Origin of the sequence: Streptomyces sp. IBSBF 3136, from assembly GCF_036815105.1 — a bacterium.
Lineage (GTDB): Bacteria > Actinomycetota > Actinomycetes > Streptomycetales > Streptomycetaceae > Streptomyces.
In genome coordinates this window covers 1-25,219 of record NZ_JAJSZC010000063.1, presented here as the reverse complement: position 1 = coordinate 25,219, position 25,219 = coordinate 1, and the positions used below count along the sequence as shown (strand labels likewise).

Below are 25,219 nucleotides of genomic sequence, written 5' to 3'. Positions count from 1 at the left end.
GGCGGTCCGCCTTTCATGGAATACGCAGGAGGAGCCAGGTGAAGCAGCTACTGAGAGTCCAGAACTTCAACGTCTCCAGCGACGGCTACGGCGCCGGTGAGAACCAGAGCCTGGAGCGGCCCTTCGGGCATGCCGACCCCGAGGAGATGTTCGCCTGGGCGGGCGCCACGGCGAGCTGGCCCAGGCGCACCGAGCCCGGTGGGAGCCGAGGTCTCGACGACTACTTGACGCGGGACTTCGCCCACAACATCGGCGCTGAGATCATGGGCCGCAACAAGTTCGGTCCCCAGCGCGGCCCCTGGCAGGACCACGAGTGGCGGGGCTGGTGGGGCGACGAACCGCCGTTCCACACCCCGGTGTTCGTCATGACCCACCACAAGCGCCCCTCGTTCACCCTCTCCGACACCACGTTCCACTTCGTCGACGGCGATCCGGCCACGGTCCTCGCCCAGGCGCGGGAGGCGGCGCACGGCAAGGACGTCCGGCTGGGAGGCGGGGCCACGACCATCCGGCAGTTCCTCGACGCCGACCTGGTCGACACCCTGCACGTGGCGGTCTCGCCGTTGAAGCTCGGCTCCGGGGCGCGGCTGTGGGAGTCGCCCGAGGAACTGCTCGACCGCTTCCACCGCGATGTCGTGCCCAGCCCGAGCGGCAAGGTCACCCACCATCTGTTCTGGCACAAGTGATCCCTGCCGACGGCTGTCGTCGTTGCCGGCCCTGCCGCCGCCGGGCCGGCTGATGCCGGCCCGGTCTGCACCGGTGGACATCAGGCCGCCCGCATGGGTCGGCCGCCTCATGTCGGAGTACTTCCAGCCGTAGGCAGGGCGTGGGGCCGGAGGCCGTGTGGCGTACGAGGTGGCCAGGGGCCGCGGCTCAGGCGACCCAGCCGTCGGTGAGGCCGAGGACCGCCGAGCCGTCCAGGTCGGCGAGCTTGGTGCCGACGAAGCCGCGGGCCCACTCGGAGGTCTGGAGGCGGAACGCGGGCCGCTGCGCGGTCAGCGCCTCGAGGACCGACTCGGCGGCCCCCTCGGGGGTCTGCGCGCCGTCGAGGAACTGCGCCATCGTGCGGTTCAGGTAGGCGCCGAGCTGCGGTGCGTAGACCCCGGCCGCGGCGACGGCGCCCTCCAGGTCGACGCCCACGTTGGCCACGAACTCGGTGGCCACGGCGCCGGGTTCGATCACGGTGACGGAGACACCGTGCGCCGCTGCCACGGGGGCGAGGGACTCCATGTACCCCTCGACGGCGAACTTCGCGGCGCAGTACGCCTCGTTGAACGGCTGTCCGATCACGCCGCCGACGCTGGTGACGGTGATCAGACGGCCGCCGGAGGCGCGCAGGTGGGCCATGGCGGCCTTCGAGACGTTCAGCACGCCGAAGAAGTTGACCTCCATGACCTTGCGGACCTCGGCCACGGACTCGTTCTCCAGGGTGCCGAGATGTCCGGCGCCCGCGTTGTTGACGACGGCGTCCAGGTGGCCGTAGTCGGCCAGCACGCCGTCGACCGCGGCCGCGATCGAGGCCTCGTCGGTGACGTCGAGCCGGCGGATGTCGAGCTCCACGCCCGCCTCGGCGGCCGCCTTGCGCAGGGCGTCGGAACGACTGGGGTCACGCAGCGTCGCGACGGTCGTCCAGCCGGCGCGGGCGGCGGCGACGGCCGCGGCCAGGCCGATACCGGAGGAGGTGCCGGTGATGAGGACGACCTTGGGGGACTGGGAAGACATGGGAGACCTTTCGAAAAGCGCGGGCACCGGCACGGTCACCGGTGCGAGCGTGCGCGGGGACGGGCCCGAGCGGGGGAGGACCGCACATTTAGGTGCGTGTACACACACCATAATGCACTTACGTGCGTGTACACGCAACCGCTAGGCTGGGGACATGCCGAAGAAGAAGCTCCCGCCGGCCGAGATGCCCGTGGCCGACCACGCCTTCTACGGGCTGGTCTGGGCCGGAACCGTCCTCACGGACCGCGTGGACCGCGCCCTGAGCAAGGCGCACGACCTGCCGGTCTCCTGGTTCGAGGTGCTGCTCTGGCTGGCCTCGAGCCCCGACCCCGTCCCGGCCTCGGTGCTGGGCAACAGCACCATGCTCAGTCGCAGCCAGGTCTCACGCGTCATCGACGCCCTCCAGAGCCGCGGTCTCGTCACCCGCACCCCCTCGACCCGTGACGCCCGCTCCGTGGAGGTCGCGCTCACGCCCGAGGGCCACCGGCTCTTCGAGGCGGCCGACGCCACCCGCCGCGCCTGCCTCGCCCCCGTCTTCACGGACCTCCTCGACGAGGACGACCTGCGAGCGCTCAGCACGGTGTGGCAGAAGCTGAAGGCCAACAAGGACGCCTAGGGCCTGTTGCGAAAGTGGCCTCGTCGCGCGGCAGAGGACCACTTTCGCAACGGGCCCTAGTGCTCCGACTGGTCGTGGCGACCCGGAGGTTGGAGGGAAGGAACGGCCGTCGTGCGGACAGGACGCATCGGCCCCTAGGCTGCCGTCTCCGTCTGCGCCCCGGTGAGCTGCGCCCACAGCGGATCTGCGCGATGGGGGGCGTGAGGAATAGCCTGGAGAAGAGTGGCACGGGGCGCGGTGCGGACCCTCTCGACGCATCCCCCTCGACCCCGGGGGGCCGTACGACAGGGAGGACGAGCCATGCCCTGGAATCTGAACGGCACGTACCTGGAGAGCTGCAACTGCGACGTGGTGTGCCCGTGCACCACCTCGGGCCTCACCGCACCGGCCGACCGCGAGCGCTGCCAGGTGACCTTCGCGTTCCACGTGGACAGCGGGAACGTGGACGACGTCGACGTCTCCGATCGCAGCGTGGCCGTCTTCATCGACGGGCCGCGGGTGATGGCCGACGGCGGCTGGCAGGTGGCGCTGTACGTCGACGCCTCGGCCGACGACGGCCAGGCGGAGGCGCTGGGCAAGGTCTTCTCGGGCCAGGTGGGCGGGCCGATGGCGGGGCTCGCTCCGCTCATCGGCGAGGTCCTCGGCGTGGAGCGCGTCCCCATCGACTACCGCGACGACGGTCGCCACCACGCGGCGCGGGTGGGCGATGCCATCGACATCGAGATCGAGGACCAGGTCGCCCCGCAGTTCGGCGAGGACGGCCCGGTGATGGGCCTGACGGGCATGTTCCACCCGGTGAACAGCACACTGACGATCGCCCGGTCCACCCGGGCCACGGGCGACGGCGTGTACGGCCGGTCCTGGGACTTCACGGGCGGCAACGGACACTCGGCGCCCTTCACGTGGTCCGGATGATCGCTGGGCCGGTCACCGCCCGCATCCGGGTGGCCCCCGCCGGGCTGCTGCTGGTCGTGGCGGCCGCCGCCTGGGTCTGGATGGTGACGCGCTGGGGCGGCATGCCGGCCATGCCCGGCACCATGGGCCTGGGCCCAGCCGCGTTCCTGCCCGTGTGGACGCTGATGATGACCGCGATGATGCTGCCCGCGACGGCACCCGTCGCCGCCTTGTACGCACGCACCATCACCGTGCGCCGGGCATCGCGCATGGTCGTCTTCACGGTCGCCTACCTGCTTGTCTGGGCCGCGGCCGGGGTGCCGGCGTATGCGCTGGCCGTCGGCCTCGGCCGGGCGGCGCGCCTCCCTCCCGCGGCGGGGACGGCTGTGGCCGCGGCCGTGTTCGCGGTCAGCGGCGTCTACCAGCTCACGCCTCTCAAAGACCGTTGTCTGGCGAGGTGCCGTTCGCCGATCGGCCTGATGCTGCGCTACGCCTCGTACCCGCGGGCCTCGCGCGATCTGCGTGCCGGAGCCCACCACGGGGCCTTCTGCCTGGGCTGCTGCTGGTCGCTGATGGTGCTGCTGGCGGCGTTCGGTGTGATGAATTTGTGGGCCATGGTGGTCCTGGCCGCCGTGATCACCGCCGAGAAACTCGCTCCGGGTGGCCGCCTGGTGGCCCGTGCGGTGGGGATCGCCTCGATCGTCCTGGCCGTCGCGGTCTTCTGGGTCCCGGCGCTGGCTCCGGGTCTCACCGGCGGTGGGACGGTCGGGATGTGAGGACGCGCCGCCCACCTGGAAATCACAGACCGGGCGGGTGAGCGAGGGTACGTCGCTCGGCCCGAACGCGTCACAGAGGTCAGCGGAGGCCCGGACTGGACCAGGGGGTCGTTCCCGACGTCCATGATCCACATGGCAGGATGCACGGGCCGGGCAGGAAACACGCTGTGCGGCGTGGTCGGGGACCGACGGAGGCGATGCCCCGCCGACGCCCGGACGACCGCTCGTCGGCCCACCAGGCCCCGGAACGAAGAGCAGGCACCGACCATGACTGCTGAGTGGTACGTCCTCATCGAGGAGGACACGCGGGTGACGGAGCGCACCGACAGGGGCGAACTCAAGTTGCACCGCTGGATGGTGGTGGGCACCCACCACATCGAGGGAGGCGAGGCGCAGGCCCTCGCGGCGGCCGAGGACGCGGCGCTGCATTATGTGCCCGACGTGGTCGCCCGGCACGCCCGGCCCGGGGACGTGCCGGCCCGGCACGCCCTGCTCGTCCGGGACGGCGAGTGGTTGGTGATCGTCAGGCAGCGGCACCGCGAGAGCCACATACGGGTGACGACGGCGCGACTCGTGCATTCGACGGAGGAGAAGGAGGCTCCACCCAAGAGCCTCAAGGAGATGTTCCGCGGTGCCCTGGAGGCTCCGCCGCCTCCCCGGAAGCCCTGGGCCCCGCCCGCCGATTCCTGACGCGAACGGCCCGGACCGGGGCCGGGACCGGTGCCTGGGAGAGCGTGCGGCCGTGGTCCCACGCGCCGCCCGCCTCAAGACGGTCTTCACGCTGTCGCGAGCGGTCCGGGGTCCTGCTCCTCAGGGGCAGGACCGGAGGAAATCGACGAGGGCCGCGTTCACCTCTTCCGGACGCTCCTGCTGGGTCCAGTGCCCGCAACCGGCCAGCCTCACCGGCTCCCTCCGCAGACTGGGCATCAACTCGGGCAGGTGCGCGATGAGTTCGGGCGTGCCGGGGAAGGCGGGCACGAGGTCGCGGTCGCCGTAGACGTACAGCGCGGGCGGGGTGACGACCGCACCGTGCCAGGGAGCGGTCAGTTCCCAGTTGCGGTCCAGGTTGCGGTACCAGTTGAGGGCCCCGGTGAAGCCCTCGGAGAAGCTCTCGGTCAACGCGTCGAGATCCGCCTCGGTGAACCACTCCGGGAGGCACTCCGGTTCCGGCATGGTCGCGAGCCAGCCGCGCTCGGGGTCGACCAGCGGCTGCCTGTCCTCGCCGGAGCCGGGAGCGTCGCCGGAGGCCCAGTGGAAGAACTTCCGCAACGCGGTGCGCGGGTCCCGCCCGAACTCGGCGTCGGCGACGCCGGGCCGGGCGAAGTAGTTCCAGTAGAAGCGGCCGCCGAACCGCTTCTCCATGGTGGCCAGCGGCGGCTGCGTCCCCCGGAAGGGGGGCGGCACGCTCAGGCCCGCCACCCCGAGCACCATGTCCGGGCGCAGCAGCGCGGTGTGCCAGGCGACGGGCGCGCCCCAGTCGTGCCCGATGACGTACGCCCTCTCCTCACCCAGCGCCCGGATCAGCCCGACCACGTCGCCGACCAGGTGCAGGATGGTGTACGACTCGACGTCCGTAGGACGGTCACTGCGCCCGTAGCCCCGCTGGTCGGGGGCGACCACACGGAATCCCGCCTCGGCCAGCGGGCCGAACTGGCGGTGCCAGGAGTGCCACGACTCGGGGAAGCCGTGCAGGAGCACCACCAGCGGGCCGTCCCCCTGCTCGGCGATGTGCAGCCGGACGCCGTTCACCTCGACCATGCGATGCTCGACCATGGTCACGAGCGTACGCGCGTGATCTTCGCGGCGGTGCGCGTGACGGGCCCGAGGGCGCCGAGTGTCGCCGGTCAGGACCCCTACCCTCCCAGGTGGAGGGGCCCGGCCCGTAAGGCAGTGGGCGCCGGCCCGTGACCGTACCCGTCGCCGATCCTCCGAGGATCAGTACACGTCGCGCACGTAGCGCTTGTCCGTGGCCAGGCGCGTACGTACAGAGCGGCGTCGTCCGCGTCCATGCCGCCGTGCGCGGCGACGACGTCCCTGAGCGCGCGGTCGACGTCCTTGGCCATGCGGCCCGCGTCGCCGCAGACGTAGAAGTGGGCACCCTCCTGGAGCCACTGCCACAGGCGGGCGCCGTTCTCACGCATCCGGTCCTGCACGTAGACCTTGTTGCGCTGGTCGCGGGAGAACGCGAGGTCGAGACGGTCGAGATGGCCGGATGCCCGGTGCGCCTCCAGGTCCGCGCGGTGGTAGAAGTCGGTCGCCCGGCGCTGCTCACCGAAGAAGAGCCAGTTGGGCCCGGTGTGGCCGCGGGCCCGGCGGTCCTCGAGGAAGCCGTTGAAGGGCGCGACCCCGGTACCGGGCCCCACCATGATCATGGGGGTGGTTGCGTCGGCCGGCGGACGGAAGTGCGGGGAGCGCTGCACGAACACCTGCACGGGCCCGTCGTCCGCGCTGTCCGCGACTCGCCGGCCGCACCGATCCACCGCGCGGCTCGGCGGATGTCGTCCTCGGGGACACCGGTGATCTCGGCGACCCGCTCGGGTGGGTAGTCCACGAGGAACGTGGGCATCTCCTCCCAGCCCTCGGTGAACTCGGCGACGAACTCCTCGTCGACGTGGCCGTCGGCGACCAGCAGGTGCAGCAGGCCGTTCAGCAGGGCGAGGTCGGTGCCGGGCCTGATCTGCAGGAACAGGTCGGCCTTGGCGGCGGTGGCGGTGCGCCGCGGGTCCACCACGATCAGCTTGGCACCCGCCGACCTCACCCGTTCCATCATGCACACGAAGAGAATGGCATGGCACGTGAGTCCACCCGGCGCTGAACGTCCAGCCCGTGTGTCGCCGTGCTGTCACGAAACCGCCTGGACGGACGGCGGGCCCCGCTGCTGTCAGCGGGTCCCGCAGCGTCGTCGGTTTCGGTCAGACGGGTGCCGGCCGGGATCGGTCGCCCGTGGGTTCGAGGCGGACGACGATGCCCTTCGACGTGGGCTGATTGCTTACGTCGGCGACGCTGTCGAGCGGCACCAGGACGTTCGTCTCCGGGTAGTAGGCGGCGGCCGAACCCTTGGCCGCCGGGTAGGACACGACCTCGAAGTTCTCGGCCCGGCGCTCGGTGCCGTCCTCCCAGACGCTCACCAGGTCCACGCGATCGCCCTGGGCGAGGCCGAGTTCGGACAGGTCGGCCGGGTTGACCAGGATCACGTGGCGGCTGCCGTGGATGCCGCGGTAGCGGTCGTTGTTGCTGTACGGGACGGTGTTCCACTGGTCGTGCGAGCGCAAGGTCTGCAGCAGCAGGTGACCCTCGGGGGCCCGGGGGACCACCCGCTCGTTGCAGGTGAACCGGGCCTTGCCGGTCTCGGTCCTGAACACGCCTTCGTTGACCGGGTTGGGTAGCTGGAAGCCTCCCGGACGGGTCACCCGGGCGTTGAAGTCGTGGAAGCCCGGCACGATCCGGGAGATGCTGTCGCGGATGGTGTTGTAGTCGCCCTCGAACTTGGCCCAGGGGATGTCTGCCTCGCCGCCGAGGCTCAGCCGGGCGAGCCGGCACAGGATGGCGACCTCGCTCAGCAGCACGTGCGAGGCCGGTTCGAGTCGTCCCTGGGAGGTGTGCACCTCGCTCATGGAGTTCTCGACGGTGATGAACTGCTCGCCGTCGGCCTGGACGTCACGCTCGGTGCGCCCCAGCGTCGGCAGGATCAGGGCGGTGTCGCCGCAGACGGTGTGCGAGCGGTTGAGCTTGGTGGAGATGTGGGCGGTCAGCCGGCACGAACGCATCGCCTTCTCGGTGACCTCGCTGTCGGGCGCTGCACGCACGAAGTTCCCGGCCAGGGCGAGGAAGACCTTGACGCGGCCCTCCAGCATCGCCTTGATCGAGTTCACCGAGTCCAAGCCGTGCGGGCGCGGCGGATCGAAGCCGAACTCCTCCTGAAGGGCGTCCAGGAAGGTGTCCGGCATCTGCTCCCAGATGCCCATGGTGCGGTCGCCCTGGACGTTGCTGTGGCCGCGCACCGGGCAGGCGCCCGTGCCGGCGCGCCCCAGATTGCCGCGCAGCATCAGGAAGTTGACGATCTCCCGGATGGTGGGTACGCCGTGCTTGTGCTGGGTGATGCCCATCGCCCAGCACACGATGACGCGTTCGCTCCGCAGGACCTCGTCGCGGACGTTCTCGATCTCCTCGCGGGTCAGTCCCGTCGCCGCGCGCACGTCGTCCCAGTCGACGGTGCGGGCGTGCCGGGCGAACTCCTCGAAACCGGAGGTGTGGGCGTTGATGAAGTCGTGGTCCAGGACGGTGCCGGGACGCGCGTCCTCCGCCTCCAGCAGCAGCCGGTTAAGTGCCTGGAACAGGGCGAGGTCCCCGCCCGGCTTGATGTGCAGGAAGCGGTCGGCGATCTGGGTGCCCCGCCCCACGACCCCACGTGGCTTCTGCGGGTTCTTGAAGCGTCGCAGCCCCGCCTCCGGCAACGGGTTCACCGCCACGATGCGGCCGCCGTTGCGCTTGGCCTCCTCCAGGGCCGAAAGCTGCCGCGGGTGATTGCTGCCCGGGTTCTGCCCCACCAGGAAGATCAGGTCCGCGTGGTGGAGGTCGTCGAGACTCACGGTGCCCTTGCCGACGCCCAGCGTCTCGTTCAGGGCGAAGCCGCTGGACTCGTGGCACATGTTGCTGCAGTCGGGCAGGTTATTGGTGCCGTAGGCGCGGGCGAAGAGCTGGAAGACGAAGGCGGCCTCGTTGCTGGCCCGGCCGGAGGTGTAGAAGACCGCCTCGTCGGGCGAGTCCAGCCCTCGGAGTTCCTGCGCCAGGACGCCCAGGGCGTCGTTCCAGCCGATGGGCTCGTAGCGGTCCGACCCGGGCCGCTTGATCATCGGCTCGGTGAGCCGGCCCTGCTGATTGAGCCACATGTCGGAGCGGGCGGCCAGATCGGACACGCTGTGCTCGCGGAAGAAGTCGGCGGTGATCCGGCGCGTCGTGGCGTCGTCGTTGATGTGCTTGGCGCCGTTCTCGCAGTACTCATTGCGATGGCGCCGGCTCGGAGCGGGGTCCGCCCACGCGCAGCCGGGGCAGTCGACCCCGCCCACCTGGTTCATGGTGAGCAGGTCGACCCCGGTCTTGCGCGGGGAGGTCTGCTCCAGCGAGTACTCCAGCGCGTGCACGACGGCGGGAACCCCGGCCGCCCACTTCTTCGGCGGTGTCACGGAGAGGGAGGTCTCCGGCTCCTCACCGGGCGGGTTCTGCATCGCTTGTTTGCCTTTCTCTTGCCGTGTGCGGTACGCGGGTCAGCCGACGGGCCACTGGGCGACACGGCTCCTGGGCGGTTCCGGGGTGTCGTGCTGAACCCGGCCGTTGCGGATGGTGCCGCGCCAGGCACCGCCCTCCTGACCGAGCCCTTCGATGAAGTGCTTGAAGCTCACCAGTTCCTCGCGCACCAGTCGCACGGTCAGCCCCACGACCCTGGACGAGCGGGTGAGGACCTTCGCGACCCCCTGCGGTCGGAGGAGCATCCGGACCGTGATCGCGGTGCCACCGGACTCCGTCGGCCTGAACTCGACCTCGCCCTGGTGGCTGGGGTGCTGCTCCAGGCCACGCCAGGCCAGGTAGGCGTCAGGGTCCTGTTCCACGATCTCGACCGCGAAACGGTGACGCAGGGGGCCGTAGCCGATGGTCCACGCGGTGACGGTAGGCCTGATCTGCTCGACGTCGCGCACCACGGTCGAGAAGCGCGGGAACGTCTTGAACTGCGTCCACTGGTTGTAGGCCGTGCGGACCGGCACCGCGACCTCGACCGTCTCCTCGACGTGCCGCTCGCGCAGCGGACGGCGGCGTGTGACGCCGTCGCCGTCGCCGTCGGAGCGCATGCCCGCGGTGTTCGGCACGGCCTGCCCACCGTCGTCTTCGTGCGTCATCATGGTCCTTCTTCCGGTGAGGGAGCCGGGCGTCCGGAGACCCGGCCCTCCCCTTATGGGGCAGGGCATCTCTTCCGGTTCCCCGATCCCGGGTTTCGAGTCACCCGACCGCGTAGGCCTCCCGGGCGGCCCCGAGCGCGAGAAGGGCCGGGCCCGGCTCGCAGGACGGGCTTCTCCAGGTGGCCGACGGTCACCTCCAGCTGCTACTGCTCAGCGACGCGGGGCCGGCTACGGAGTCGGGCATCCCCGACTACCCGGGGGAGGCGTCACGTGGTGCCGGTCCGAGCGTCCGCCCTGGGTACTCGGACCGTGCGCATCCCGGCGGTGGATCGGCGGGCGCGATTCCGTGCGTCGCCCCTCGTCGACACCGGGGGCCGGGCGGACGTGCTCGGTGATTGCCTGGGGGTTAAGGATCGCCTCGTCGTACCCGGTCTCGGGGGCGGTGCTCCAGGCATCGGTCCGGCGCCGCGCCAGTCGATCAGTAGTAGGTGGTCGTCGAGGCAAACGGCGTCGGGGTGTAGTGGGCCAATAGATGTCAATGCGCGAGCTTGGGGGCCGCTGCATCAAGGTGCCTGCAGTCTCGGTCAGGCTGACCTTCTTGTGGAGCAGGGTGGAGAACACAGACCGACGTCGCGAACATGGGGCGAAGGCCGAACGGCCTGCGCGCTTTTGACGCTTAGTTGCGAGACAGGGGCGAAAAGCAGGTGGCCGCGAGGTCCCCCAGGTTGGCCAGCCCCGTGAGTGCGGCGGGGTGGGCTCCCACGGCGGCGGTCGGCCAACGGGATGCGGTCCCGCACTCGGCGTGGCCATAGGCAGCGGTCACGCTCTCGTGGCTGGCGCTCTCAGCAACGCGGCCATTGCCACCGCCCTCACTGCTGAACAACTCTCCGTCCGCGAAAGCACATCCCTGTGCCAGATGACCTTCCTGGACGACGCGCATCCACGCGGTCTGCTGCAGGCGAGCGGGCCCATGTGCGCGTTTCGGCATGCCCGGCTTGAGGAGAGGCTGCCCCTCCTCGGACACCGGGTGTCACCGACGTCGGCGGCCGCGAAGATCTGACTGGGCGGGCAAACCGCGCCGTCCGCACGGCCGATGGACTGCGCCAGTAGCGGTGGCCGGCGGCGTCAGTTCCTCCTCACGCGTGTTCTGCGTCTAGTGCCAGGCGTGCTGTACGAGGAGGCCGGTGCCGTTGAGGTAGCCCAGCAGGCCGGCTCGCGGATACTCGATGATGTCGTCGGGCAACTCGTTCGCGGTGAACCAGGTTCTCTGGGGGTGGGGCAGCCGTTCGCCCGGCGGCGACTATCGTTTTCCCTGTTCACGATGCTCCATGCGACGTTCAGCTTCTGCAACAGGTGTTGGGAAAGAGGTCAGAGAGGGCAGTGGCCGACTTGGGCTGGAGCAGGTGACACTGCATTCGGCACAAGCCGTCAGGCGGAGAGCGGTTCAGGGGGAAATCGGGTACTCGATGCGGGCACGGCCTGGGACGCTATGCGGGTGACCGAAACGACCCCTTACGACGTCGACCGTGCCCGATTCACCCCCCAGGGGCTGGCACGCTTGGTCCTCTGTGACCACTCCGTGGACGTTGCGGATGGCGCTGCCGGCCTGGTCGCCACCGAGAACGACCCTGACACCGGTCCCGGAGGTCGGGTCAGCCAGGCATTTCAGCTCATCGAGCTCGCGGAGCGCGTTCTGGTCTCGGCCGTGATCTACGAACGAGAGCGGGGCAGTTCCTGGGCGGAGATCGGCCAGTATCTGGGAATCGGTCCAACCGAAGCGGAAGAACGATTTGCCGCGGACCTTGACCGCTGGAAGACGGCCTTCGACGTCCCCTATCGCCTCGACGAAACCGGCCGCAAGCGCGTACCCCAGCTGCCCACGGCAGCGTACGACCCCGCCTGGGCCTGCGACCGGCTCGACCGCTGGGCCGGGAACCGGCTGATTCTTGTCAACGACGAGCACCCCGTCAGCTCGGGCCTCGTCATGGCCGAGCCGAAGACGTAGCACTGGTTGTCCCGTGATGCTGATCGATGGTCTTGGTCAGCTCGCGGTTAGCGGCCCGTGCGGCGGAGAGCTCGGTTGCCCGCCGACGGTGCTCGCTGCGCAGCTGGACCGCCTGGCAGGATCGGTCGGCCTGGAGAAAGTCGAACTGGGGATCGTCCCACTACTGAACTTGAACTCGGGATGTCGGCCAACCCAGTTGGTCTGGCTTATGGGTGTGCGGCCGCCGTCGGCGACGAAGGTGGCGGCTTGGTCCCCGATGGCCGTGCCTGAAGTGTTCAGTGCCTACGGTCTGGACTCCACTCGTAGACCATGGGGGCGGTCTCGATGACTTCGCTTGGCCAGACCTGCTGAAGTCGGTCCAGTCGGTCTCGGTGGTCCAGGATCCAGTCGTCTTGTGGCCGGATCCAGAAGAATGTGGAGAGCCGGTCGGGGTCGTGGATCGTCACGCACACGGACTGATCCTCGTTGAGGCGAATGCCAAGCTCCAGACCCCGGCCGCCGCCGATTCCCGCGTTGCCACCGGGCACCAGCCCTTCGAGTTCGTGTTCCCAGGCGGAGAGATCCCGCTGCAAGAGGTAGAGCTCGAGGCGTGCGTCGAGGAAGCTTGTGGACACCAGGACATCCGCGCGCAGGGTGTCATGACCGGTCAGAATGCCTGGCTGATAACGCCCAGTGACGCGAACGATGCACCGGTCGCCGTCTGCGTCTGCCAGGTGAATCAGGTCGACTGGTTCCGGCTCTCCCACAGTGCGCCTCCACTTGGCCTAGCTGGTGCGAGTAGCGTGCATCCTCTCTCATGGGGTGCGTGCGGACGAAGGAGACCCCCGACAAACGTTCGACGCGATCAGCGGTCCAGTGAGACAGCCGTCGATCACGTGGGGTCGGTACTGCAGCATCTTGAGCTTGCGCTTCACAGCGCGGGTGATCTGGCCCAGGTCGGCGGCGGCGAGGTTGCCGATGTCACGCTTGACCAGAGACCACACGCCTTCTTGCGGGTTCAGGTCGGGTGCGTAGGTGGGCAGTTGAAACACCGTGAGCCAGTCGGCGTTCGCGGCGATGAACTCGCGCAGCGGCGCGGTCAGGTGGATACGGACGTTGTCCCAGACCAGCACGATCGGTCCGCCGAGCTGGATGCGGGCGCGGACCAGCAGGTCGCGGAAGTCCCGCCAGCCGAAGCCCTTCGGTTGGTCCTTGCGCCCGTTGTACTCGCGGACCGAGTAGATCAATCGGGACCGCTCGCCCGGCTTATAGCAGGTCATGCCCGCCATCGACACTCGTCCCGAGCCCCGGCCCCGCACCCGCACTACCGGGGTCTGTCCGATCCGGCTCCACGTCCTGGCACGCGGCGGCGTCATCGACTGGCCGGCCTCGTCCTCAAAGACGATCCAGCCGCCGCACGCCGCCGCGACACTCTTACCCGCGGCCAGACCTCCTTCTTCCAGAGTTCTACCGCGGCGTCGTCACGCTCGATAGTGCGGCGAGTGGGCTGCTGCCAGGACCAACCATGCCGCTTCAACAGTCGCCACGTGCCCTCCACCGTGTAGGAGACGTGGAACAGCCGCCCGATCAAGTTCTTGACGCGCGCGAGAGTCCATCGCTGATCAACCCAGCCATGTGCGAGCGGGCCGCACTCCAACTCCCGCTCCAGCCGGGCGATCTGCTTGTCAGAGAGCCTGGGGCGCCCAGGCGAACCCTTCGAGGCGACACCAGCCGCACCGCCTTCGCGCCACTGTCGTCTCCACCGCTCCACCGATCGCTCTGACACGCGCAGCGCGGTGGCGACAGCGCAGTTCGTCGCCCCGGCCTCGAACCGGGTCACCGCGTCCAGGCGCACCCGCTCTCGGGCGTCCCTCTCAGCGTTGGTCAATCCACCGCCCTGCGCATACCTCACAGCGAAAGCAGTACAGCGCCCCAGGCTCACCGCTCAGCCGAACGGCCCCGACATCACCCGATCAAGTTCAGTAGCTGCCCTGGTGCTGTTTCTCGGGTCCCCTGACAGAAGTGGGGTGTTGAGGCCAGCCTGGCTGTATGGGCCGTGGGGATCTGACGAATGCGGAGTGAGATCGGCTGGAGTCGTTCCTGCCTCGTGGTGGTGCGCGTGGGGGTCGGTGGAGTGATCACCGGCGGGTGATCAATGGGGTGTTGTACCGGATGCGGACGGGTGTGCAGTGGCGGGATCTGCCGGAACGGTTCGGGCCGTGGGAGAGGGTCTATAAGTGGCATCGTCGCTGGTCAGCGGATGGAACATGGGCGATGCTGCTGTCGAAGGTTCAGGCCCCCGAGGACGCCGCGGGCCGGCTTGACTGGGACGTGTCGGTGGACTCAACTGCGGTGCGGGCCCACCAGCATGCCGCCGGCGCGAGGAAAGCACGCCCGGCCTCGGTTTCTCAAAAGGGGGTCGGCCGGGGGACGAACCAGGTTGATCCGGCGCTTCGGAAACTGGTCGTCCGACTGGAGGAGGTGGTCAGATCGGCGAGTGCCTGGGACGCTCCCGCGGCGGCTACACCACCAAAATCCACCTCGCCGCCGACGGACGATGCCGGCCCCTCGCCTTCCTGCTGACCCCCGGACTTTACGCAGACGGCCCCCAACTCCGCCCCGTCCTGGAGCAGATGTCCGTGCCCCGTATCGGCGTGGGCCGGCCTCGCACCCGGCCCGATCATGTGCTGGCCGACAAGGCCTACACGCCCGCGAAAACCGCCGCTACCTGCGACGACGCGGGATATCGCACACCATCCCCGAACGACTCGACCAGCGCAGACACCGCCATAACCGCGGTTCCCGCGGCGGCCGGCCCACAGGGTTCGACCGCGAGCACTACAAGAAAGGCAACACCGTCGAGCGAGCCATCAACCGCCTGAAAGGATTCCGCGCCATCGCCACACGCTACGAGAAACGGGCCTACACCTACCTCGGCACCATGCCATACCAGTGCAGCCGACCGCTCCGCTCGCTCCCGAAGCAAGCGCCCCCGCCGCACAGGCACCCATTCCTCCTGCGCGCCGGGGCGGCCTGTTCAGCAGGCGACGGCGCGACGACTACGAGGAAATCGCTCAGCCACGCGGATGGATCACCAGCACCAGCGATGACGGCCTGCCGAACCCACATTGGCCTGCGGGCTGGCGGGTTGGATGCGGCACGGGGGGCTTGAGTGTGGCTGATCAGCTGGGTGGCGCGCTCTGAGGGGATTGTTCACCCACGCCCTCAACCACTTGCAACCACCGACGGCACCCCCGCCGCCGTCGTGGGCAGGTGCTCGTGGCAGCTATCCGCGTCAGCGAGTGAACAGCTCGGGGTTCTTGCGGACGAAGTCGGCTACTCCCGCGGCGGACCGCCCGGTGATCTCTGCCATGCCGTTCGCCTGGCGGTCATAGCGGCCGGCCACGTGCAGACGAGCCATGGTGGAGATGTGTTGGAGGACATGAGCCGGCAGTCCCAGCGCCGCGAGATCGTTGTCCAGCCATTCCTGCAACGGGACGTCGGTGTAGCCGACCGTGCGGTGCAAAGCATCAGAGATCTCCGCGGCCAAAGCGGTGATGTCCTGTGATCGGGGACCGGTCAGCTCATAGGTGCGGCCGATGTGTCCGGCCGGATCGGCCAGAATCTCCTCAACGACCGCGGCAACGTCATCGGCCGCGATTGGAGACGTTTTCGCCTTGCCGTAGGGCCACCTGATGATGCCCTCCTTGGCGATCGAGGAAAACACGGTCTGGAAGAGCGGGTTCTCCATGAATACGGTAGGCCTGACCTCGACAACGGGCAGGCCTGACCAGTCGAGAACCTGCTCGACCAGCCACTGCTGACGATGCTGATGCGACTCGGAGCCGCTGGTGGCGTCCATCTCAGAGACGGTCAACTGCGACATGTTCACGAACGCCTCTAGCCGTCCGTAGGCGCGCGCGACCGCCGCGGTGGTCACGGCGGCCAGCAGGTACTGTGCCGACACGGCCATGCCGAAATACATCCGACCGCAGCCGTCCAGGGCGTCGGCGACGTCCTGGGCACGCGTCAGATCTCCGACCACGACTTCGGCACCCGTCGCGCGCAGGGCTTGGGCCCGGTCGTCATCCTGGCGCACCAGAGCACGGACCTGAAGGCCTCGGCGCTGTAGACCTTGGACCACGCTCCTGCCGACGGCCCCAACGCTGCCCGCAGCACCGGTCACCAGAATGGGCCGCCTGCCTGCTTCCGGGCTGTAGTCCATGGGGGCAGCCTGCGGCCCGCATGGCCAGGGCGCAACCGGGGTGACGTCCAGCCCGGCGAAGGGATCGGCTTGTGTCCCAGGCGCGACCCGCTGGCCCGTCCCCCTGCCCGCCGTGTCTCCCGGGCGGGGCACTGAGCCCGACGCATCCGCGGCAGCGCCGCGACCCGCATCCCGAAGCCGGACCGTGACGCCATAGATGTCACCCAAATACAATTGTTCATCTGACCATGCCTGCTATCGCTGGCAAAAGTGAGGTCCCTCCATGGAGAGTATTGCCGACATGGGAGGAGCCCCGGGCTGGGGCTCCATGCATCCGCCGAGACAGGATGAACCTGTTTTCGCAGAGCCCTGGGAGGGCCGGGCATTTGCGCTTGCGATCCTCTCGAACAGGGTGTCCGGGGGAACCTGGACTCCTTCCGGCACGCGCTGGAACGCCTGGACCGAGCGCATTACATCGACGACGGCTACTACGGGCGCTGGCTCAACGCCGGAGAACTGAGACTCCTCGACAGCGTCATCCTGGCACCTGGTGCGGTCGACGCCCGCGCGCGCAACCTCCGCGGCGAGCACGTGCAGGAGCCCCCGATCACAGAACCGGCCAAGCCCGACTACGGGCCGACCGTCGACGGCACACTGCGCTGCCTCGACACCGCGCCGGCCTTTGCCGTCGGCGAGCGCGTGCGCGCCAGGGACATATCGCCATCCGGACACACCAGGCTGCCACGTTATGTGCGAGGGCATGTCGGTGTTGTCGACATCATCCAGCCCCCGGGCGTGCTGCCGGATACCGATGCGCACTTCCTGGGCGAGAACCCGCAGTACGTCTACTCGGTGCGCTTCGACTCTCATGACCTCTGGGGCGCCGACGCCGAGCCGTTCGAGCTCACCGTGGAAATGTTCGAAAGCTACCGCAGGGTCGCGGGGGTGGGGCCGGCGGGGCGGACGGTGATGCCGTACTCCGCCTTCGTGGGGGTGGAGTCGAAGTCCGGAGTGTACGGAAGCAGGTGTTCGAGGAGCACGGTCGCCTCGCGGAGCGCGAACTGCATGCCGAGGCAGGCGCGCGGGCCGATGCCGAACGGGAAGTAGGCGCCCGGGTGGGTGGGCCGTTCGCCTGGGGTGAGGAAGCGCCGGGGATCGAAGTGCTCCGGATCGGGCCACAGTTCGGGATCGCGGTGCGTGAGGTACGGGCAGACCAGGATGTCGGTGCCCGCCTCTACGGAGTGGCCGGCGAGGATGTCGTCCTCCGCGGCGTGGCGGGGGAGGATCCAGGCGGACGGGTAGAGCCGCAGCGTCTCGTGGATCAGGGCCTGGACGGCCTGACGGCGTCGCTCCGAGCCTTCGCTTCCGGCGGCGAGCGCGTCGGCGCGGGCGTCGGGGTTCCGGTCGAGGAGCAGGTGGAGCCAGGTCAGGGTGGTGGCGGTGGTCTCGTGTCCCGCCACGAGCAGCGTGACCAGTTCGTCGCGGATCAGCCGGTCGGTGTACTCGGGGCGCTCGGCGGCGGCGTCGGTCAGCACGTGCAGCAGGCCAGGGCCGTCCGGGCCCGCCGGCCCGTTGCGCGCGCGTTCGATGGCGTGCCGGGCGACCGCGTCGATCCGGGCCAGCTCGGCGGCGACGGCGTCCCGGGCGTCGGAGGCGTCCGCGGGCAGTGTGGGAAGGGCGGCCGCCACGGCTTCCACGGCGGTGAGTTCGCGTTCCGTGCCGTCGTCGAGGGCGTGCCCGGTGAGGGAGCGCCAGATGGCGTCCAGGGCGAAGCGGCGCATCTCCTGCCCGACGTCCAGCGTCCGCCCGGTCCGGGCGTACTCGCGCCAGCGGTCGGCGGTGGTCAGGGCGGCCGCACTGATCCGCTGCTCGTAGCGGCGCATCCCCGTGCCGGTGAACTGGGCTTGCAGCAACCTCCGTTGCGCCTTCCAGGCCGCGCCCGTGGCGGAGAGGACGCCGTCGCCGACCAGCAGGCGGGCGCGGTGGGAGCGCTTGACGTACCGCTCCGGCCGGCGGGCGAGCACGTGCTGGACCGCCTGCGGGTCGGTGACGAGAACGGTGGGCGCCGGCCCGAGGCGGAAGGCGGCGACGCCGCCGACCCGTGCGCGCACCTCGGACAGCAGATCGACCAGCTCGCCTCCCTGCGAACGCCAGCGCTCCACGACTTCCGGTTCGGCCTCCGGGAGCGGGACCGGCCGCCCCACGCCGGGAACCTGTGGAAGGGAGCCGGTGCCGGCTTCGGTGTCCATGTTCCGTCTCCTGGTCGACCGTCGACGCCCGGCCGTGAGCCGTGCGGGGCACGGGCACCACGTACGGGCCACTGGCAGCGCGGACTGGCGCTGACAGGACTGACAGCACGGACTGTACGCGAGCGGGCGCGGCCGGCTACAGCCCGCCGGGTTCGGTCCGCCGGATTCCGCCTGCCGGCTTTCACCGCCAGGTTCCCCCGGTTCGGCCGAGTTCAGCCCGCGGGGTTCAGGCCGTCACGGACGCCAACGCGGCGGCCACGCGCTCCGACGCCTCCGGCGGGGTCGAGGCGTGCGGGGAGAGCCTGAGCGAGTCGGCGCGCACGGTCGGGGTGACGCCTTCGGCGTGCAGCGCCTTCGCGACGAGCGCGGGATCTTGCTCGGGCATCGTGAAGGAGAGCACGCCCGCGCGCCGGGCCGGATCGGCGGGGGAGAGGACGCGGCCCCCGAAGCGCTCCACCACACCGGTGAGTTCGGCGACGCGCGTCGCGATCGCGCCCTCGATCGCCGCGACGGTGTACCGCTCGACCAGGCCCAGTGCCGTCGCGAACGCGGCCGCCGTCACCGGGCTGAGATTGGTGATCGACCACCGGCGCGCGTCCGGAGCGGGCGGGTGCTCGGCCCCGTCGAAGAGCCCGACGTCCTCGACCCCCGTCCAGCCGGTGAGGACCGGCTCCAGGGCCTCCAGCGCGCGGTCGGACAGCGTCGCGAAGCCGGTGCCCCAGCCCGCGCGCAGCCACTTCTGGCCGCCCGCGACCACGACGTCGGCCGCGTCCCACGCCAGCTCGGCCACGCCGAACGCCTGGATGGCGTCGACGATCAGCAGCCGGTCCGGGCCGATCGCCTCGCGCAGCGCCGCCAGGTCCACACGGAAGCCGGTGCGGAAGTCGACCGCGCTGACCGACACGGCGACCACGTCGTCGGTCAGCGCGGCGGACACGAGGTCGGCGGTCACCCCGCCGCCGGGCGCCGGGTCGATCCAGCGCGGTGTGGCCCGGCCAAGTTCCGCGGTGCGGCGCCACGGGTAGTGGTTGGCCGGGAAATCGGTGCGCGGCGCGAGGACCACGCCCTCCCGGACGCCGAGAGCGGCGTGGAACAGGCCGGTGGACGCGTTGGGCAACAGCACGGTGTGCTCGGTGTCGGTGCCGGCGAGCCGCGCGGCCGTGTCCCGGGCGACCCCTTCCGCGCGCATGAGGCCGTCCACGGTGGTGTGGTCGGCGCGTGCGGACTCCTCCATGGCGCGCGTGGTGGCGGCAACGACGTCACACGAGGGCGGGCCGAACCGTGCGAAGTCGAGGTACCCGGCGGGCGTGTCGAAGTGGGCTGCGTACGGCGTGAGCACGGGGCTCGTCCTTTCGCGACGGTGGACGTCTGACGTGGGACGTTGGACGGGGGACGTTGGACGCGTGGGCGGGCCGGCGGGCCGTCGGGTGTGCCGGGCACTCCGGGCGGGAAACACAGCGAGTTCGATGCGCCGGCAGCCCTGCCGCCCGCCCGTCGGACACCTCTGCGTCCCCACCCGCACGCACGGTACGCGCAGGTCGTCGGGAACGGGACGACCGGGCACCCCCTGCCGAGAAGGCGGTGCCCGGTCGTCCCGTTCGCCGGTGCGGCCCGCGGTCTGCGGCCCGCGCCGGTGTCAGTGTGCGCCGGACTCCTCGGGGCGCGCCTGGCGCGGCAGGAGGAAGGAGAGGAGGAAGGTCAGGGCGAGCATGCCGTCGACGATCCACAGCACCGTCTTCATGACCGAGCCGAAACCGCCCTCGAAGGCCGAGGACGCGGTGGCCTTCAGGGCCGCGGGTATCCGGGCACCGGCCTCGGGGGAGGTCACCGCGGACCGCGTGTCCTTCTCCAGGCGCGCGCAGGACGCCGGGGTGGCGGCGGGGTCCTTGGCCACGGCGCGGTCCGAGGCGCACTCGCGCAGGTCCGCCACGACGCGGTCCTGCGCGGCGGGCGCGACGTGGGCGGCGGCGAGTTGCGCGCGCAGAGCGTCCGAGCGGTGGTCGACGGCGCTTGCGATCCCGCCGCCCAGCAGGCCGAAGAACACGGTGCCGAGTATGGCCACGCCGAAGGCGCCCCCGAGCTGCTGCATGGCGGTCATCGTGCCGGACGCCGAACCCGTCTCGTGCTGCTCGACGCTGGCCAGCACGATGTCGAAGAACGGTGCCATGAGCAGACCCATGCCGATGCCGGTGACGAGCAGCGACGGCAGCAGCTGCCAGGGGCCGACGCCGCTTCCCACCATGTCGAGGGTCAGCCACACACCGAACACGCCGGCCGCCATGACCACGGTGCCCGCCTGAAGGACGGCACGTCCGAACCGGGCGACACCCTGCGCGACACCGAACCCGACGATCATGCCGCCCGACCAGGGCACCATGACCAGACCCGCCTTGAGCGGCGAATAGCCGAGGCCTATCTGGGTGTAGAGGTTGAAGACCAGCATGAAGCCCTGCATGGTCGAGAAGAAGACCAGCCCGAGGATCATGCCGCCGCTGAACCCGCGCTTACGGAAGAGGCTCGGGACGACCAGCGGGTCCAGACCGGCACTGCTGCGGCGCGACTCGTACGTGGCGAAGACCGCGAAGACGACGGCGGAGGCTCCCATCATCACGAACGCCCAGACGGGCCAGTCGTATTCACGGCCCTGGACCAACGGAAAGATGATGAGCAGCGCGGCCAGCGAGACCAGGAGCATGCCGGGGATGTCGAGCCGCGGCTTGCTCTCGGAGCGGCCCCTGGGCAGGTAGCGCAGCGCACCGAGGAAGGCCGCGGCACCCAGCGGCAGATTGATCAGGAAGATCATCCGCCAGCCGGTGCCGAAGTAATCGGCGTCCACGAGCCAGCCCGCGAGGATCGGTCCGCACACCGCGGACAGACCCATGATCGGACCGAACATGCCGAAGGCCTTCTGCGACTCCTTCGGCGGGAACATCTCCTTGATCATGCCGAGGCCCTGCGGCAGCATCACCGCGCCGAACAGGCCCTGTACGACGCGCGCCCCTATCAGCATCTCGGGCGACCCCGACACCGCGCACAGCAGCGAGCCCACGGTGAAGCCGGCGGCGCCCACCAGGAACATCCTGCGGCGCCCGTGGATGTCCCCGAGCCGGCCTCCGGTGACGAGCCCGACGGCCATGGACAGCGTGTACGCGGCGGCGAGCCACTGCAGGGTGGAGGCCCCGCCGCCGAGGTCGGCCCGCATGGAGGGACCGGCGATGTTCGTGACGACGGCGTCGAGGAGATCCATCACCTCGGCCGCGAGGATCACGAAGAGCGCTGCCCAGCGCCACCGGTAGGGCGCGGGCGAGGCGGTGGGCGTCTCCGTGGACGCGACACCGGTGGTGGACATCGGAACTCCTCGTAGAGGGGTGCGCACACCGCGGAGAGGGTCCGCAAGACGCGCAGGAATGGATGGACGGATGCGATGAACGGTGTTCACCGTAGCAGAACAGTGCTCAGCGAGAGAACGCTGTTCATCAAGATATAGCGCAATCCGGCGACCGTGCACAAGATATATATCGCGTCTTGGGGCGGCGAAGAGGGGGCGAATGCCGCTCACCGGCGGAGAACACTGTTCTCCCGTGTGCCTAGACTGGTCGCATGACAGACGCGGCTGCAGACAGCCCAGCAACCCCACCGCCGTCTCCGTGGGAGCGGGAGCGGCCCGCTCGTGCTCACGCGGCTCCCGCGCGCACCCCGCTGTCCCGCGAGCGCGTCGTCGAGGCGGCCTTCACCGTGCTGGACCGTCAGGGACTCGACGGACTGTCGATGCGCCAGGTGGCCGCCGAACTGGGCGTGACCGTCTCCGCCCTCTACGCCCACGTCCGCTCCAAGGACGATCTCCTGGAGCTGATGTACACACGCCTCTTCGACGGGTTCGAGGTGCCCGAAGCCGATCCGGAGCGGTGGCAGGAGCAGCTGCTGGACTTCGCGCGGGCCGGAAGGCAGCGCCTGCTGTCCCATCGCGACATGGCCCGGATCTCCATGGCCCACGTCCCCTTCACCGCGGAACTGCTCCCGCACATCGAGGGGTTGCTCGCCATATTCCGCACCGCGGGCCTGCCCGACCGCATCGCGGCGGAGGCGGGCGACCTCATCTCCACGTACATCGACGGGTTCGTCCTGGAGGAGGGCATGTGGCAGGACCGCGCCGCCCAGCAAGGCGGTGAAACCTCCTCCCTCGCCCGCCCCGACTGGCGCGAGATGGCCGGCGAGATGCAGAACTACTTCGCGTCCCTGCCCGAGGCGGACTTCCCCCACCTGCGCGCCCTGTCCGGACTCATGGTGACGGACTCCTCCGACGAGAGGTTCGACATCGGCCTGCAGATCATCCTGCGCGGCCTGGCGAGCTACCTGCCGGACCGGACGGAGCACGCGGCCCCGGACGACCGACCAGCTGCCCAGCCACCGCCGGCGTGACGTCCGTTCCGAGCGGGCCGGCGAGGAGGAGGACGGCCTCGTCGATGACGGTGCCGGGGGCCTTTGAGGGGGCCGTCCGGTCACGGGCGGACGCTCAGGCCCCCGGTCGCCTGTGCCCGTGCCTGTGGTCGGCTCTGTGGTCCCGGTATCCCGGCTCGGCCTTTCCCGGGCCGTGGGACGACAGGCCGGTCAGGTCGGCCGCCTGGTGGGCGGGCTCCAGCGCGGACCCGATCCATTCGCACATCAGGACCGTGGCGTCGTCCTGGAGACGGCCCTCGTGATACTCGAGCACGGCGTGGACGAGGCGGCGCAGCGTCTCGGGAACGGGCAGGCCGTCGGCGTGGTGGCGGATGAGGAAGTCCGTGAAGCGTGCCACGCCGAACTCCGGGCCGCCGGGGCGCCGGGCCTCCGTGATGCCGTCGGTGTACAGGACGATGCGGTCACCGGGCTGGAGGTGCTCGTGGCACACGGTGCTTGGCAGTCCCAGCTCCGTGCCCATGGGGTGGGTCGGCGTGCAGGTGAGGTGGGTGACCCAGCGGTTGTCGCGGATGACGATGGGCGGATGGTGACCCCGGTTCACCCAGCGCAGGATGCCGGTGCGGGTGTCCAGCCTCGCCAGGATGCCGGTGACGTAGCGCTGGTGGTCGTACTGCTCAAGCAACGCGCTCTCCACGGCTTCGGCGTCGCCGATGAGGTCGACACCCCGGCGCCGGGCGTTGCGCCAGGCGCCGAGCGCCAGCGCCCCGGACAGGCCTGCGGCGGTGTCGTGGCCCATGGCGTCGAAGATGGCCAGATGCACCGCGGGTCCGTCGATGGCGTAGTCGAAGACGTCCCCGCTGATGTCGTACGCCGGTTCCAGGAGCGCGGAGATCGCCACCCGCCCGTCCGCGTAGGTGCGCGGTGGCAGCAGGTTCCACTGCATCTCCGCCGCCAGGCTCATCGACCGCGTGCGCACCAGCTTGGCCACCGCGTCGCTGGTCCCGCGCTTGCTGACGATGATGAGAGCGACGAGTGAGGCCAGGGCCTCCATGTCGGACCGGACGCCGGGAGCGTCGTGCCGGGCGCTGACGCGCAGCAGGCCGACGCGCTCGGTCCCGTCGAGCAGCGGCACCCACCATTCGAACTCACCCGTACTTGCCGGGGACGCGGGGATCAGCCCGCCGTACTGGTAGGCGCGGCCCGCCACGGTGCCCTCGATCGGCAACTCCGCCTCGTGCGGCCGGGCCGCTTCCTCGCTCTCGGCCAGCAGGCACAGCTTGGTGCGCTGGAGGTCGGCCAGGTAGATCAGCACCCGGTGGAAGCCGGCGGCCGCCGCGCACTCGGACGCCTGTCCGGGCAGCGATTCGACCGGCATGAGATGGCTGGCGAGCAGCAGATCGGCGAGCATCGCCCTGCGGTCCTCGCTGTCCCTTTCCATCGCGGTCCACCTCCGGTCACCGGGGCCGGGTCACGAGAGTGGCGCTACCCCGAAAATTGCGTCTGTCGCTTTTCGCCCCGAAGTGGTCACCGGTGTCCCTACAGGCTGCCCTGTTCGCAGACCTGCCGGGCGACCTCGCGGAGTTTGATGTTGTGCTCCTGCGAATAACGACGCAGGACGTCGAAGGCCTGGTCCTCGGTGAGGTGGCGGCTGCCCATGAGGATGCCCATGGCCTCCCCGATGATGTGGCGGGTGGCGACTGCCTGTTCCAACTGGGCGTGGGAGCGCGCGCTGGAGAAGGCGACCGCGGCGTGCGAGGCCAGCAGCCAGCCGGCCGTCTCGCTGATCTCGGAGAAGGCGCCGGCATGACGGGAGTACACGTTCAGCGCGCCGAGATCCTCGTCCTCCGTGAACAGCAGGAAGCCCATCATGCTGCCGAGCCCCAGCTTGCGGGCCTGGGGGACGTAGGCGGGCCAGCGCGGCGAGGGGGCCTCGAAGTCGGCGATCCGGAACACCCGCTCGCCCTCCTGGTTGCGTGCCGCGTCGAAGCACGGGCCCTCCTGGAGCCGTTCCTGCAGGCGGTCGCTGTCGATGACCAGCTGGTGGGTCGGGGCGAGGGACTCCACCCGCTTGCCGCGCAGGATCAGGACACCGGCGGCATCGCAGCCGTCGACGAGCTCGATGGCGCTGCTGGTGATCCGTTCCAGCGTGGCGCGCACCGAGTCCTGCGCCAGCAGGTCCCGGGCCATGTTCGCCATCTGCTGCGCGAACGTACGCCAGTCCATGCGGTCCTCCGTCCTGCCGCCTGGCAGCATGTGCCGGTCCCGTCCCTTCCACCCTGCCACCGGGAGGCGGGGGCCGGCCCCCCGATCCGCGGTGCGGTCCGGGGACCCCGCCTGCGCGGGCCGGCGTTCGGAACGCCGTGCGGGGCGCGTCACGTCGGACGCCTGAGCGAAGCGTGTCACGTCCGTCGCCCTGGCGGGCACGGCACGCCGGGGGCCCTGGGGCTTGCGCTGCAGCGGGTGGGGGAGAGGCGCCGCATGGTGT

The 25,219-nt window shown here is 70.2% G+C and carries 20 protein-coding genes and 4 pseudogenes; 10 read left to right on the top strand and 14 right to left on the bottom strand.

The window, feature by feature from the left end; all coding sequences use genetic code 11:
• Positions 1-38 precede the first annotated feature (38 nt).
• The gene (locus V7E45_RS16165; RefSeq protein WP_333774860.1) at positions 39-686 is read left to right on the top strand and encodes a dihydrofolate reductase family protein; all 648 of its coding nucleotides are present in this window, start codon (positions 39-41) and stop codon (positions 684-686) included.
• A 187-nt stretch (positions 687-873) separates the two neighbouring features.
• Here V7E45_RS16165 and V7E45_RS16160 read toward each other — a convergent pair whose 3' ends face one another.
• On the bottom strand, positions 874-1,722 hold the full coding sequence (locus V7E45_RS16160) for an SDR family oxidoreductase (RefSeq protein WP_333774859.1): 849 nt from the start codon (positions 1,720-1,722) through the stop codon (positions 874-876).
• 154 nt (positions 1,723-1,876) lie between these two features.
• On the opposite strand from V7E45_RS16160, the gene V7E45_RS16155 reads away from it, so the two are divergent.
• From V7E45_RS16155 to V7E45_RS16140, 4 genes are all read left to right on the top strand, one after another.
• On the top strand, positions 1,877-2,338 hold the full coding sequence (locus tag V7E45_RS16155; RefSeq protein WP_333774858.1) for a MarR family winged helix-turn-helix transcriptional regulator: 462 nt from the start codon (positions 1,877-1,879) through the stop codon (positions 2,336-2,338).
• Positions 2,339-2,638: 300 nt separating this feature from the next.
• Complete coding sequence (locus tag V7E45_RS16150) at positions 2,639-3,253, top strand: DUF1326 domain-containing protein (RefSeq protein WP_333774857.1); 615 nt, start codon at positions 2,639-2,641, stop codon at positions 3,251-3,253.
• A complete protein-coding gene (locus V7E45_RS16145) occupies positions 3,250-4,008 on the top strand; it encodes a DUF2182 domain-containing protein (RefSeq protein WP_333774856.1) in 759 nt (252 codons plus the stop codon). The genes V7E45_RS16150 and V7E45_RS16145 overlap by 4 nt, the downstream gene beginning before the upstream one ends.
• A 267-nt stretch (positions 4,009-4,275) precedes the next feature.
• Positions 4,276-4,698 (top strand): hypothetical protein, encoded by a 423-nt coding sequence (locus tag V7E45_RS16140; RefSeq protein ID WP_333774855.1) that lies wholly within the window; start codon positions 4,276-4,278, stop codon positions 4,696-4,698.
• Between the two features lie 120 nt (positions 4,699-4,818).
• On the opposite strand, the gene V7E45_RS16135 is transcribed toward V7E45_RS16140, so the two are convergent.
• The 5 genes and pseudogenes from V7E45_RS16135 to V7E45_RS16115 form a co-directional block, all read right to left on the bottom strand.
• Positions 4,819-5,781, bottom strand: a complete 963-nt coding sequence (locus V7E45_RS16135; protein ID WP_333774854.1) for an alpha/beta fold hydrolase — start codon at positions 5,779-5,781, stop codon at positions 4,819-4,821.
• Between the two features lie 162 nt (positions 5,782-5,943).
• A pseudogene (locus V7E45_RS16130) lies at positions 5,944-6,467 on the bottom strand (reductase); the annotation flags it as partial.
• On the bottom strand, positions 6,377-6,793 hold the full coding sequence (locus V7E45_RS16125; RefSeq protein WP_443056062.1) for a molybdopterin-dependent oxidoreductase: 417 nt from the start codon (positions 6,791-6,793) through the stop codon (positions 6,377-6,379). The pseudogene V7E45_RS16130 and the gene V7E45_RS16125, both read right to left, overlap by 91 nt.
• A 127-nt stretch (positions 6,794-6,920) precedes the next feature.
• Positions 6,921-9,233 (bottom strand): FdhF/YdeP family oxidoreductase, encoded by a 2,313-nt coding sequence (locus tag V7E45_RS16120; RefSeq protein ID WP_333774853.1) that lies wholly within the window; start codon positions 9,231-9,233, stop codon positions 6,921-6,923.
• A gap of 39 nt (positions 9,234-9,272) precedes the next feature.
• Positions 9,273-9,899 carry an SRPBCC family protein gene (locus V7E45_RS16115; RefSeq protein ID WP_333774868.1) on the bottom strand — a complete coding sequence of 209 codons (627 nt, stop codon included), beginning with the start codon at positions 9,897-9,899 and terminating at the stop codon, positions 9,273-9,275.
• Positions 9,900-11,388: 1,489 nt separating this feature from the next.
• Here V7E45_RS16115 and V7E45_RS16110 point away from each other — a divergent pair.
• Together V7E45_RS16110 and V7E45_RS16105 are read left to right on the top strand one after the other, a co-directional pair.
• The gene (locus V7E45_RS16110; RefSeq protein WP_333774852.1) at positions 11,389-11,904 is read left to right on the top strand and encodes a hypothetical protein; all 516 of its coding nucleotides are present in this window, start codon (positions 11,389-11,391) and stop codon (positions 11,902-11,904) included.
• A gap of 76 nt (positions 11,905-11,980) precedes the next feature.
• Positions 11,981-12,067, top strand: a pseudogene (locus V7E45_RS16105) (transcriptional regulator); the annotation flags it as partial.
• Between the two features lie 112 nt (positions 12,068-12,179).
• Here V7E45_RS16105 and V7E45_RS16100 read toward each other — a convergent pair.
• Both V7E45_RS16100 and V7E45_RS40620 read right to left on the bottom strand, forming a co-directional pair.
• Entirely contained in the window at positions 12,180-12,650 is a 471-nt protein-coding gene (locus V7E45_RS16100; RefSeq protein ID WP_333774851.1) for a DUF5959 family protein, read from the bottom strand.
• 48 nt (positions 12,651-12,698) lie between these two features.
• Positions 12,699-13,795, bottom strand: a protein-coding gene (locus V7E45_RS40620; protein WP_443056060.1) for an IS630 family transposase whose coding sequence is annotated in 2 segments (ribosomal slippage) — positions 12,699-13,339 and positions 13,339-13,795 — 1,098 coding nt in all. Because the reading frame shifts where the segments join, the coding sequence is not laid out codon by codon here.
• A 176-nt stretch (positions 13,796-13,971) separates the two neighbouring features.
• On the opposite strand from V7E45_RS40620, the pseudogene V7E45_RS16085 reads away from it, so the two are divergent.
• Positions 13,972-14,827: pseudogene (locus tag V7E45_RS16085) on the top strand (IS5 family transposase); the annotation flags it as partial.
• 351 nt (positions 14,828-15,178) lie between these two features.
• Here the strand turns inward: V7E45_RS16085 and V7E45_RS16080 are convergent.
• Positions 15,179-16,108, bottom strand: a complete 930-nt coding sequence (locus tag V7E45_RS16080; protein ID WP_333774848.1) for an NmrA family NAD(P)-binding protein — start codon at positions 16,106-16,108, stop codon at positions 15,179-15,181.
• A gap of 262 nt (positions 16,109-16,370) precedes the next feature.
• On the opposite strand from V7E45_RS16080, the pseudogene V7E45_RS16070 reads away from it, so the two are divergent.
• Positions 16,371-16,957, top strand: a pseudogene (locus V7E45_RS16070) (SH3-like domain-containing protein); the annotation flags it as partial.
• Positions 16,958-17,013: 56 nt separating this feature from the next.
• On the opposite strand, the gene V7E45_RS16065 reads toward V7E45_RS16070, so the two are convergent.
• The 3 genes from V7E45_RS16065 to V7E45_RS16055 form a co-directional block, all read right to left on the bottom strand.
• Positions 17,014-18,336, bottom strand: coding sequence for a cytochrome P450 (locus tag V7E45_RS16065; RefSeq protein WP_333774846.1), 1,323 nt, complete (start codon positions 18,334-18,336; stop codon positions 17,014-17,016).
• 226 nt (positions 18,337-18,562) lie between these two features.
• Positions 18,563-19,675 (bottom strand): aminotransferase class V-fold PLP-dependent enzyme, encoded by a 1,113-nt coding sequence (locus V7E45_RS16060; RefSeq protein WP_333774845.1) that lies wholly within the window; start codon positions 19,673-19,675, stop codon positions 18,563-18,565.
• Between the two features lie 297 nt (positions 19,676-19,972).
• Positions 19,973-21,685: an MFS transporter gene (locus V7E45_RS16055; protein WP_333774844.1), complete on the bottom strand. Its 1,713-nt coding sequence runs from the start codon at positions 21,683-21,685 to the stop codon at positions 19,973-19,975.
• Positions 21,686-21,936: 251 nt separating this feature from the next.
• Here V7E45_RS16055 and V7E45_RS16050 point away from each other — a divergent pair, with 251 nt between their 5' ends.
• Positions 21,937-22,755 carry a TetR/AcrR family transcriptional regulator gene (locus V7E45_RS16050; RefSeq protein WP_333774843.1) on the top strand — a complete coding sequence of 273 codons (819 nt, stop codon included), beginning with the start codon at positions 21,937-21,939 and terminating at the stop codon, positions 22,753-22,755.
• A gap of 94 nt (positions 22,756-22,849) precedes the next feature.
• On the opposite strand, the gene V7E45_RS16045 is transcribed toward V7E45_RS16050, so the two are convergent.
• Both V7E45_RS16045 and V7E45_RS16040 read right to left on the bottom strand, forming a co-directional pair.
• Complete coding sequence (locus tag V7E45_RS16045) at positions 22,850-24,172, bottom strand: PP2C family protein-serine/threonine phosphatase (protein WP_333774842.1); 1,323 nt, start codon at positions 24,170-24,172, stop codon at positions 22,850-22,852.
• 98 nt (positions 24,173-24,270) lie between these two features.
• Positions 24,271-24,957, bottom strand: a complete 687-nt coding sequence (locus tag V7E45_RS16040; RefSeq protein WP_333774841.1) for a GAF and ANTAR domain-containing protein — start codon at positions 24,955-24,957, stop codon at positions 24,271-24,273.
• Positions 24,958-25,219: the final 262 nt, after the last annotated feature.